The 12,458-nt window shown below is 62.7% G+C and carries 1 protein-coding gene; it reads right to left on the bottom strand.

Going from position 1 to position 12,458, the window contains the following annotated elements; all coding sequences use genetic code 11:
• Positions 1-12,450, bottom strand: a complete 12,450-nt coding sequence (locus tag KFS80_RS07395; protein WP_212544379.1) for a non-ribosomal peptide synthase/polyketide synthase — start codon at positions 12,448-12,450, stop codon at positions 1-3.
• Positions 12,451-12,458 lie beyond the last annotated feature (8 nt).

Genomic DNA, 12,458 nt, shown 5'->3' with positions numbered 1-12,458 from the left:
TCAAAGGGTCTCCAGGTCTGCCAGGAAATCATGCATCTCACTCAGGTCTTCGCTGGAGTGAGGGGTCAGGTGAACAGCCAGTTGTTCGGCGTACTCGCGCAGCGATGCGGTGCGGAACAGCAGATCCAGCGGCACCGCCGCCCCTTGCTCCAGTTGCAGGCGCGCGGTGGCCTGAGTCGCCAACAGTGAATGTCCACCCAGTTCAAAGAAGTTGTCGTCGCGCCCTACCCGGTCGAGTTTGAGCACGTCTTGCCAGATGGCGGCGACGCTGTGTTCCAGCGCCCCATCCGGCGCCACGTAGGCGCGCAGCAATTGGTTGGCGTCCGGCAGCGGCAGCGCCTTGCGGTCGAGCTTGCCGTTGGGGGTCAGCGGGAAACGTTCCAGCAGCATCCAGTGCGCCGGCATCATGTAGTCGGGCAGTAACGGTGCCAGCACCGATTTCAATGCGTCGCGCAGGGCTGCGAGCTCGGCTTCCTGTGGCTTCGCCGCAATCAGGTAGGCCACCAGTTGCAAGCCACCCGGCCCTTCCTGTGCCACCACCGCAGCTTCGCGAATCGACGGCTGCGCCAACAGGCAGGCTTCGATTTCACCCAGCTCGATGCGAAAGCCCCGAATTTTCACCTGATGGTCGACGCGCCCGAGGTACTCGATCACCCCGTCAGCGCGATAACGCGCCAGGTCACCGGTGCGATACAGCCGCGCACCGATGCCGAACGGATCGGGCAGGAAGCGCTCGGCGGTCAGCGCCGGCCGCTCGTGATAACCCCGCGCAAGACCATCGCCACCGATCAGCAATTCACCGATCACACCGGCCGGGTTTGGCGCAAAGTGTTCGCCGAGAATGTGCAGCGTGGTGTTGGCAATCGGCCCACCAAGGTAAGGCTGGCGCTGCTCGGCCGTCAGTTGATAAGCCGCTGACCAGATCGTCGTTTCCGTCGGCCCGTAAAGGTTCCAGACTTGCCCGGCGACCTCGAGCAGACGTGCGGCCAGATCCTCGGCCAGCGCTTCACCACCACACAGGCATTTACGCCCTGCAAGCCGCGCAGCCTGTGGATGATCAAGCAACATTCGCCAGGTCGACGGCGTCGCCTGAATCACGCTGACCTGTTGTTGATCGATGATTTGCAGCAGCGCCTGCGGGTCGTGCGCACTCTGCTTGTCCACCAGCACCACGCAAGCCCCGCTGAACAGCGCGCCGTACAACTCGAGCCCGAAAATATCGAAGGAGAACGTGGTCAGCGACAGCACGCGGTCAGTCGCCACAAGCCCCGGCTCACGGGCCATGCTCGCGACAAAATTGACCAGTGCCGCGTGGCGCACCATCACGCCTTTCGGCTTGCCGGTCGACCCCGATGTGTAGATCGCATAGCTGAGGTTATCGCCGTCGACCGCCACCTGCGGATTGGCCGCCTGTGCAGCGCTGATCGGCTCTTCGAGGGAGCCCGGCACCAGCGTCTGCACACCGGCCGGAATTGGCAGCACTTGCAGCAACGACGCCTGAGTCAGCAACAACTGCAAACCGCTGTCTTCGATCATGTGCGCCAAACGATCGCTCGGGTACTGCGGATCCAGCGGCACGTAAGCGCCACCGGCCTTGAGGATCGCCAGCAAGCCGACGATCATCTCCACGCCGCGCTCCAAAGCGATGCCGACCAGACGATCCGGGCCAACCCCTTGGGCAATCAGGCGATGGGCCAGACGGTTGGCCTGCGCATTCAGCTCGGCGTAAGTCAGACATTGCTCACCGAACACCAGCGCTGTCGCGTCAGGCGTCTGGCTGGCGCGCGTTTCGATCAATCGGTGGATGCAGCGCGACTCGGGCCAAGGCGCTGCGCTGGCATTCCACGCCAACAGTTGCTGATCGGTTTCGGCGGCGTCGAGCAGGTTCAATTCACCCAGTGCACGTTCGCTGCCGTCGATCATTTGCAGCATCAAGCGTTGCAGGTGCAGGCCCATTTGCTCGACCGAAGCGGCCGTAAACTGTGCGCATTGATAGCTGAATTGCACCGCCAGCTCGGCAGCGAGGCTGACCGACAGCGTCAGCGGATAGTTGGTTTGTTCCAGATTATCCACGGCACCGAAACGCAGGCCTTGCAGCGAGCTCTGTTCCAGCGCCTCGGAAATCGGGTAGTTCTCGAACACCAGAATAGTGTCGAACAGCGCCTCACCGCCCAATCCCGCCCAGCGCTGAATGTCGAACAACGCGGTGTGTTCGAACTCACGCAATGCAAGGTTCTGCGCCTGTACGCCGTGCAACCAGTCGCCGAGGCGCTGCTCCGGACGCGGGCTGGCGATGACCGGCAAGGTGTTGATGAACAGCCCGATCTGCTGTTCTACACCAAGCAGATCCGCCGGACGCCCCGACACCGTCGCGCCGAACGCCACGCAGGATTTGCCGCTGTAACGTTGCAACAGCAGCAGCCAGGCCGCTTGCACCAGCGTGTTGACCGTCACTTTCGCATCGCGGGCAAAGTCGCTCAAACGCTGAGTCTGTTCCGAATCCAGCTGCACCCGATGCTGCGCATAAGCGTGAGGCTCGACGTTTTGCGTCGGCGCCGCAAACACCTGCGCCAGACGCACCGGCTCATCCAGTTCACGCAATTGCTGGAGCCAGAAGGCTTGCGCGGCACCGGCGTCCTGTTTTTGCAACCAGCCAATGTAATCGCGATAACGCCCACTCGGCCGCGCCACCGCTTCACCGCTGTAATGCTGCAACACTTCGCCGAGCAACTGCGCGCTGCTCCAGCCGTCCATCAGGATGTGATGGTTGGTGTAAATCAAGTGATGACGATCGGCAGCAATGCGCACCAAGATCAGACGCAGCAACGGTGCCGCGCTCAGATCCAGACCTTGCGCGCGCTCGTCATCGGCGAGGGTTTGCAGCGTCGCGTCCAGATCAGCCTGCGCGCTCCAGTCGAGCACGCGGAATGGCACGTCGAGATGACGCTGCACAACTTGAACGGGTTGATCCAGATCGCCCTGCCAGAAGAACCCGGTGCGCAGAATGTCATGGGCATCGACCACCGCTTGCCACGCTGCGCGGAAGCGCTGCGGATCAACGCCGTCGACGTCCAGACGCATCTGGTTGATGTAGTCGCCACCGCCCTGTTCGAGCAGGGTGTGGAACAGCATGCCCTGCTGCATCGGCGACAGCGGGTAGATGTCATCGACGGACTGCGGCTGTTGCACCAGCACGTCGAGTTGCGCCTGCGTCAGCGTCGCCAGCGGGAAGTCCGAAGGGGTCACGCCACGATTGGCGCTGTCGCAGCAATGCGCGATCAGTGCGGTGAGTTCTTGCAGGTAATCGTCGGCCAGACGCTGGATCGTCGCCGGGTGGAACATCTCGCTGCTGAACGTCCAGCTCAGGTCGAGTTCGCCGCCGAACACCTTGCCATCCAGCGCCAACGGGCTGCCCAGCGGGCCGGTCATGTTGACTTCTTCGCCGCCGGACTCGCTGGTCGGCACGAACAAGGCGTCGTCGCCGGCATCGAAGCTGCCGTCGAACTGGCCGAGGTAGTTGAAGGTCAGGCGCGGTTTCGGCAAGGCTTGCAGCGCTTGCTGTGCAACGGCGTCGCCAAGGTGCGCGAGGGCACCGAAACCGATGCCTTTGTTGGGGATCGCGCGCAGTTGCTCCTTGATCTGCTTCAGCGAAGCGCCAAGGTCGGCGACCGGCGCCAATCGCGCCGGGAACACGCTGGTGAACCAGCCAACGGTGCGGGTCAGGTCAACGTTGTCGAACAGGTCTTCGCGGCCATGCCCTTCCAGTTGCACCAGCACACTGTCGTCACCCGTCCAGCGCACCATCACCCGCGCCAGCGCGGTCAGCAGCAGGTCGTTGACTTGCGTGCGGTAGGCCGCCGGGGCTTCCTGCAACAGCTGACGGGTCAGGGTTTTGTTCAGTTGCGTGCGGATCGATCGCGCCTGATTGTGTTGCTGACCGGCGTGCGGGTTGTCGCAAGGCAACTCAGTCGAGGCGCCTTGCAGTTGTTGTTGCCAGAAACCCAGCTCGGCCTGCAGCGGCGCGCTCGCGGCGTAGTCTTGCAGCGCCTCGGCCCAGGCTTTGACGGCACTGGTTTTGGCCGGCAGTTGCACAGTCGCACCCGCCAGAATCTGCCGATAAGCGCTCTGCAGATCTTCGAACAGAATCCGCCACGACACGCCGTCGACCACCAAGTGGTGAACCACCAATAACAAGCGTTGAGTGCCATCGGCGAGGTTTGCCAGCACCGCGCGGATCAGCGAACCGTCACTCAATTGCAGGCTGCGCTGAGCCTGATTGCCCAGCACCTCAAGCGCCGCCAGATCGGCGACCTCGACTTGCCACAGCACGGTTTCGCCCGCTTGCGTCGCGACATCGCGGTACTGCGCCGACCAGCCTTGCGCCTGTTCGGCAAAGTCCAGACGCAGACTGTCGTGATGCGCTACCAGTGCGTCCAGTGCTTGTTCGAGCACTTGCGCGTCGAGTGCCTGGTTCGGTTTGAGCATCACCGACTGGTTCCAGTGATGACGATCCGGAATCGGCTGGGCGAAGAACCATTGATGAATCGGCAGCAGCGCCGTTGCACCGGTCACCGGTTGTTGATCGATCAGTTGCAGCGGCTCGCCGGTTTGCACCACGGCGGCCAGCGCCTGAACGGTCTGGTGTTGGAACAGATCTTTCGGGGTGAAGCGCAAACCGGCCTGACGCGCACGGCTGACCACTTGAATCGAGATGATCGAATCGCCGCCCAGCTCGAAGAAGTTATCGCTGAGGCCGACGCGTTGCAGCTTCAACACGTCCTGCCAGATGGTCGCCAGTTGCTGCTCCAGCGCGCTTTGCGGCGCGACATAGACTTGCTGCAATTGGCTGACATCCGGCTTCGGCAGGTTCTTGCGATCGAGCTTGCCATTCGGGGTCAGCGGCATGCGCTCCAGACGCAAAACGTAGGCTGGTACCATGTGCGCCGGCAGCGTGGCCTTGAGTTGTTCACGCAGTTGCTCGGCGAAATCTTCGCGCGGCGAGTCGCTGACCACGTACGCGACCAGGCGTTTGCTGCCGGCGCTTTCCTGCGCCACGACCACCGCTTCGCGCACGCCATCAAGGGCTTGCAGACTGGCTTCGATCTCGCCGAGTTCGATGCGGAAGCCACGGATTTTCACCTGATTGTCGATACGTTCCAGGTAGTCGAACGTGCCGTCAGCGCGCTGGCGCACCAAGTCGCCGGTGCGATACAGCACGCCGCCGCTACGGCTGAACGGGTCAGCGACAAAACGCTCGGCGGTCATCGCCGGGCGGTTCAGATAACCCCGCGCCACACCACTGCCGCCCAGATACAACTCACCGGCCATGCCTTGCGGCAGCAGGTTCAGATCAGCGTCCAACACATAGGCGCTGCGATCACCGATGCGGCTGCCGATTGGCGCGTACGCGGCGCCACACGGCTCGTCGCGACCGGCCTTCCAGATCAGCGGCGTGACCACGGTTTCGGTCGGGCCGTAGCCGTTGATGATGTACTCGGGATTCAGCGCACGCTTGACCCGTTCAAAACTGGCGTTCGGTACCGCATCGCCACCGAAGCAGTAGATACGCACCTTGGGCGGATTGCCGACGCGCTCGGCGTGTTCGGCCAGTTGTTGTAGGTACACCGGCGGGAACGCGACCACGGTCACCCCGTGTTCAATCATCGCGTTGTAGGTCTGCTCCGGCGTCCACAAGCTGTCGTCGCGAATCAGCAGCGAGCCGCCGTGGGTCAGGCTGGTCAGCCAGCGCTCGTGGGCGCCGTCGAAGGCGAACGACATGAAATGGAATTCGCAATCGCTGTCGCGCATTTCATAGCGCTCACCGATTGCCAGACAGTGCATGGCCAGCGGGCCGTGGCTGACGCTGACGCCTTTCGGGTTGCCGGTGGAACCCGAGGTGTAAATCACATACGCAAGGTTGTGCGGATCCAGCGCCACGATCGGGGCCTGCGCCGGGTGCGCGCTGAGGTCGAGGTGATCGAGTTCCAGCACGGTCAGGGTGTCAGCGATCGGCAATTGCGCCGTCACCCGCGAATCGGTCAGCAGCAGCGCCAGACCGGAATCCTCCATCAGATACGCCAGCCGCTCGCGCGGGTAACTGGTGTCCAGCGGCACGTAAGCGCCGCCGGCCTTGAGCACCGCCAGCAGCGCGACAATCAAACCTTCGCTGCGCGGCAGCGCGACACCGACGCGCACTTCGGCGCCAACGCCACGTGCCACCAGCTCATGAGCGAGACGGTTGGCGCGGGCATCGATGTCGCCGTAGCTGAAGTGTTGGCCGTCGAAAATCACTGCGGTGCGATCCGGCTGTTGCGCCGCCAAGCGCGCGTAACGATGATGCACAGCGAGTTCGACCGGGTACGCCTGCGGCTGGTTTTCGAGGATCTGCCGCGCATGTTCGTCAGCGCTTGCCAAGGCAATTTCACCGAGGCGGCGTTCGGCGGATTCAGCGAATTGCTCCAGCAGATGCAGCAGTTGCGCGCTGAGACGCTCGACAGTCGCGACACTGAAATGCGTCTGATCAAAACTCATGTGCAGCGCGAGGGTTTCGCCCAGTGTCACGCCCAACGTCAGCGGGTAGTGCGTCTGATCCTGGTTGGCCACTTCGCCGAACACCACGCCTTGCGCGGTGCCGTGTTGCAGCGCTTCGGAAATCGGGAAGTTTTCGAACACCAGCAGCGTGTCGAACAACGACTCGCCGCCCTGCCCGGCCCAACGCTGAATGTTCGCCAGCGGCGTGTGTTCGAACTCGCGCAGGCTGAGGTTCTGCGCCTGCACCGCCGCCAGCCATGCGGCTACGCTTTGATCCGGACGCGAACCGGCGATCACCGGCAAGGTGTTGATGAACAAACCGACTTGCTGCTCGATGCCAACCAGTTCCGCCGGACGCCCGGCGACGGTGGTGCCAAACGCCACGCAAGCGCTGCCGGTGTAACGCTGCAACAACAGCAGCCACGCGGCTTGCACCAAGGTGTTGGCGGTGACTTTCTGCTGCCGGGCAAACTCGTTCAGGCGTTGCGTACGCGCTGCATCGAGCGCGTAATGCTTGAGCGCATGCCCGCGCTCGGCACGCACCTCACCGCCACCCGCCGCGGCTTGCGCCAGCACGGTTGGCTCATGGAAGTCGGCCAGTTGTGCCAGCCAGAACGCTTCGCTGACGGCGCCGTCCTGACGTTGCAGCCACTGGATGTAATCGGCGTAACGGCTCAGCGGACGCGGCGGTTGCTGGCCGGCATAACGCTGCAGCACTTCGCCGAGCATCTGCGCGCTGCTCCAGCCGTCCATGAGGATGTGGTGGTTGGTGAAGATCAGGTGATGACGCTGATCGGCGATTTGAATCAGCGTTACGCGCATCAGGCCGGCCGCGGTCAAATCGAAGCCCTGCGCCAGATCGGCAGCCGTGAAATCCTTCAGTGCCTGAGCGATGTCAGGGCGCGCGCGCCAGTCGAGCAAGGCGTACGGCAACTCGAGACGACGATGGATGATCTGCAGTTGTTCCTGCAATTCACCCTGCCAGATAAAGCCGCTGCGCAGGATGTCGTGGGCGTCCATGGTCGCTTGCCACGCCGCACGAAAACGCTCGGGGTCGAGGCCGTCGACATCGACGCAGAGCTGGTTGATATAAGTGCCGGTGCCCTGTTCGTACAAGGTGTGGAACAGCATGCCCTGCTGCATCGGCGACAGCGGATAAATGTCTTCGATGCCGGCGGCTGGCACTGCGATCGCATCCAGTTGTGCCTGAGCGATGTGCGCCAGCGGGAAGTCCGACGGCGTGATGCCCATGCTTTCCGGCAGGCAGCAATGGCTGATCAGCGCTTGCAGTTCAGCAGTGTATTCGTCGGCCAGACGGGCGATGGTCGCCTCGTTGAACTGCTCGCGGCTGAACGTCCAGCGCAGGTCGAGTTCACCGTCGTACACCTGGCCTTCGACGCCCAGCCAGTTGTCCAGCGGCGCATCGAGACTTTGCTCCAGCCCGGCGCGCTCACCGGCCGGACTGAACAGTGCGCCCTCTTCGGCATCGAAACTGCCGTCGAACTGGCCGAGGTAGTTAAAGGTAATGCGCGGCAGCGGCAGCGCTTTGAGCGAGGCTTGCGCCGCGTCGTCGCCGAGGTAACGCAGCACGCCAAAACCGATGCCTTTGTGGGGGATCGCGCGCAGCTGTTCTTTGATCTGCTTGATCGCGTCCGCCAGCGAATCCGCCGGGGTCAGGCGCACCGGGAACAGGCTGGTGAACCAGCCGACAGTGCGGGTCAAGTCGACGTCGTCGAACAGGTCTTCGCGACCGTGACCTTCCAGTTGAATCAGCGTGTCGGCGTGCCCGCTCCAGCGGCAGATCACCCGCGCCAGCGCCGTCAGCAACAAGTCGTTGACCTGCGTGCGATAAGCCGCCGGCGCCTGTTGCAGCAGTTGCTGGGTGAAAGTTTTGTCGAGGCGACTGTGCAGCACCTGAGCGTGGCGACTTTGCAAGCTGCCCTGCGGGTTATCGCACGGCAGATCCAGCGCCGCGCCGTCGAGTTGTTGCTGCCAGAAACGCAACTCGCCCTGCACCGCGTCAGTCGCGGCATGGGCTTGCAGATGTTCGCCCCAGGCTTTGTACGAACTGGTCTTGGCCGGCAGTTTGATGCTCGTGCCTTGCACTGCTTGCTGATAAGCCTGTTGCAAATCTTCGAGCAGAATCCGCCACGAAACACCGTCTACCGCCAAGTGATGCACGGCCAGCAATAGACGCTGACTGCCATCGGCGACGGTCGCCAGTACCGCGCGCAACAGTGGGCCGTTTTGCAGGTTCAGGCTTTGCTGGGCCTTGGCGTATAGCGCTTGCAGATCATCAGCGTCGAGACGGTCAGCCGTCCACAACAGCTCAGGATCCGTCGCGACCGGCGCCACTTCTGCACGCCAACCCTCAGCGCTTTCGACGAAGCGCGACCGCAAAGCATCGTGCTGCACCAGTAAGGCATTCAGCGCTTGCAACAGCGCCTCGGCATTCAGAAGTTGATGACTGCGCAGCAGCACTGCCTGGTTCCAGTGGTGACGCTGAGGAATGTCGTCGGCGAAGAACGTCTGCTGGATCGGTAGCAGCGGCAACTCACCGCTGAGCGGGCCCTGATCGATACTTACAGCGACGTTGCCTTGCTGGGCGACGCTGGCCAGACCTTGCACGGTCTGGTGCTGGAACAGGTCGCGCGGGCTGAAATGAATCCCGGCCTGACGCGAACGGCTGACCACTTGAATCGAGATGATCGAGTCACCGCCCAACTCGAAAAAGTTGTCGGTCAGACCGACCTGTTCGAGCTTGAGCACGTCCTGCCAGATGGCTGCGATTTTCTGTTCCAGCGCACTGCGCGGCGCGACAAACGCTTGCTGCATCTGGCTGGCGTCCGGCGCCGGCAGTGCTTTGCGATCGAGTTTGCCGTTCGGACTCAGCGGCAATGCACCGAGGAACAACAGCTGCGTCGGCACCATGTAATCCGGCAGGCTGTCCTTGAGTTGCGCTTTGATCGCTTCGCGCGCGGCACCTTGGGCTTCGGTTGAAGCGGCAACCACAGCGGTGTCTTTCGGCACCACGTACGCCACCAGTTGCAGGCTGCTGCCGCCCTGCACCGCCAGCACCACGGCTTCTTTGACGGCATCGAGTTCTAGCAGACGTGCTTCGACTTCGCCCAGTTCGATACGGAAGCCACGGATTTTTACTTGATGGTCAACGCGGCCAACGTATTCGATCTGGCCATTGGCGTTGAAACGCGCAAGGTCGCCGGTGCGGTAAAGACGCGCACCCGTGGTGGAAAATGGATCTGGGACAAAACGTTCAGCGGTCAGATCCGCGCGCTGGAAGTAACCCCGCGCCAGCAACTCACCGCCAATCAGCAGTTCACCAACCACGCCAATCGGCGTCGGCTGAGCGTCAGCATCCAGCAGATAGGCATGACGTCCCGGCAATGGCTGACCTATCGGCATGGTCAGTGGCAACGGCTGACGACCGAACACGTAATCGCTGCAATCCAGCGTGGTTGCGGTGACGGTGGCCTCAGTCGGGCCGTAGGTGTTGAGCAACTTGACGTGCTCCAGCCCTGCCAGGCGCCAGGCCTGCACACCTTCCGGCGGCATTGCTTCACCACCGCTGTGAACCTGACGCAGCGCGGCGTAATCACGCGGGCCGGCGGCGGCGAATTCCTTGGCAATCATGTTCCAGTAGGCAGTGGTCAAGTCCATGACCGTGATGCCGTGCGCGACGATATTTCGGTACAGGGTTTCGCTGTCCCAGACTTCGTTGCCGCGCAGCACCACCGAGGCGCCGCAGGTCAGCGGGCCAAACAGTTGCTCGCCGAAGGCATCGAAGTTGAACGTGGCAAATTGCAGCGCGCAATCGGCGGCGCTCAAGGCGTAGTAATGCTGCGAAGCGAAGGCGTGTTTGCTCAGCGCACCGTGGCTGATGCCGACGCCTTTAGGGCGGCCGGTGGAGCCCGACGTGAACATCACATAGGCGAGGTTATCAGCCCACACCGCGCGTTGCGGATTGCTGTCGTCGGTAAATTCCCACGCTTCGGCTTGATCGAGGCACAGGCTGCGCACGTTGTGCGGCACCGGCAGACGTTCGAGTAAATGGCTTTGCGTCAGCAGCAAACGACTGCCGCTGTCTTCGATCATGCACAGCAAGCGGTCGCGCGGGTATTGCGGATCCAGCGGCACATACGCGCCGCCAGCCTTGAGCACGGCGATAATGGCAACGATCAGCTCCAGCCCGCGATCAACCGCAACGCCGACCAGCACTTCCGGGCCGACGCCCTGCACCAGCAATGTGCGAGACAGACGATTGGCGCGGGCGTTGAGCTGTGCATAAGTGAGTTGCTGACCGTCGAAAATCAGCGCGATGGCATCAGGTGTTTGCGCGGCCTGCGCTTCGAACAGCTCATGCACCGGGCGCTCGCTCGGCCAGGTCGTGTCGTGACGCCCCCAGTCCTGAGTCAGTTGCTCAAGCTCCTGCGCTTGCAGCAAACCGATCTCGCCGACCCGTTGCTGTGGATCGCTGACGATGCTGTGCAGCAGATGTGTCCAGTGCCGCGCCATGCGTTCGATGGTTGCGCCGTCGAACAGGTCGCTGGCGTAGGTGAACGCAGCGTGCAACTGGCCGCCCTTTTCGTAGGTGTCCAGGCTCAGGTCGAACTGGGTGCTGCGACTTTCCCATTCGATCACGCCGAGTTCCAGACCGCTGCCGACCTTGAGGGTGGTGACGTCAGCGACTTCCGGCTGGTGGTTGTACATCACCTGGAACAGCGGGTTGTAACTCAGGCTGCGCTCCAGTTTCAGCGCCTCGACCAGCCGTTCGAACGGCAGATCCTGATGCGCCTGAGCACCGAGCGCGGTTTCCTTAAGCGCGCTGAGCAGATCCGCGAATGGTGTCTGGCCATCCAGTTGCACGCGCAGAACCTGAGTGTTGACGAAGAATCCGATCAGGCCTTCAATCTCGCGGCGATTACGATTGGCGATGGGCACACCGACGCGCAGGTCGGTCTGCCCGGTGTAACGGTGCAGCAGAATATTGAAGGTGCCGAGCAACAGCATGAACAGCGTGACGCCATGCTGCCGGGCGACGCCGCGCAATTGCTCGACCAGCGCCGCCTCCACTACGTGCTCATGGCGACGGCCGCGATTGCTCGGCAGAACCGGGCGCGGACGGTCGAGCGGCAGTTCCAGCACCGGATGCTCGTCACCCATTTGCGCCAGCCAGTAATCGAGTTGACGCTGCTGCTCACCCGCCTCCAGCCAACGCCGCTGCCACAGCGCGTAATCGCTGTACTGCACCGGCATCGGCGCCAGCTCGGCCACGTGCCCCTGATCGTGAGCGTCATAGAAGCGGCAGAATTCGTCGATCAACACGTTCATCGACCAGCCGTCGGAAACGATGTGGTGCAGGGTCAGCAGCAGCACGTGTTCCTGCTCGGCCAGATGCAACAGACGCACGCGCAGCAGTGGGCCGTTGGCCAGATCGAACGGCAGCAGCGATTGCTCTTCGGCTGCTGCTGCTACGCGCCATTCGCGTTCGGCAGCGGGTAAATCGCTGAGGTCGACGCGCTGGATCTCCAGCGGTCGTTGCAGCGGCACTTGCAGCAGGCTGTCGTCGGGCTGCTGCTGGAACACCGTGCGCAAGGTTTCATGGCGCTCGATCAGGCTGGCGAACGCTTGCTCCAGCGCCGGCTGATTCAGCCGCCCGCTCAGGCGCACCGCCGCCGGCAGGTTGTACGCGCCGCTCTGCGGATCCAGATGCCAGAGAAACCACATACGTTGTTGGGCATAAGACAGCGCCTGCCGATCCTCGGCCTCGACCCCGGCCGGAATCGGAAACCGCGAAAAATCCACCCCTTCCCCCTGCAAGGCAGCGAGGAACATCTGGCGCTTTTCCAGGGGCAACCCGATAAACCGGCGAGCGAGTTTCAGGGAGTCTTCTGCATTCATTTCTTGGC

It is taken from the genome of Pseudomonas rustica, from assembly GCF_018336155.1.
Lineage (GTDB): Bacteria > Pseudomonadota > Gammaproteobacteria > Pseudomonadales > Pseudomonadaceae > Aquipseudomonas > Aquipseudomonas rustica.
This window is presented reverse-complemented; position numbering and strand designations above follow the sequence as displayed.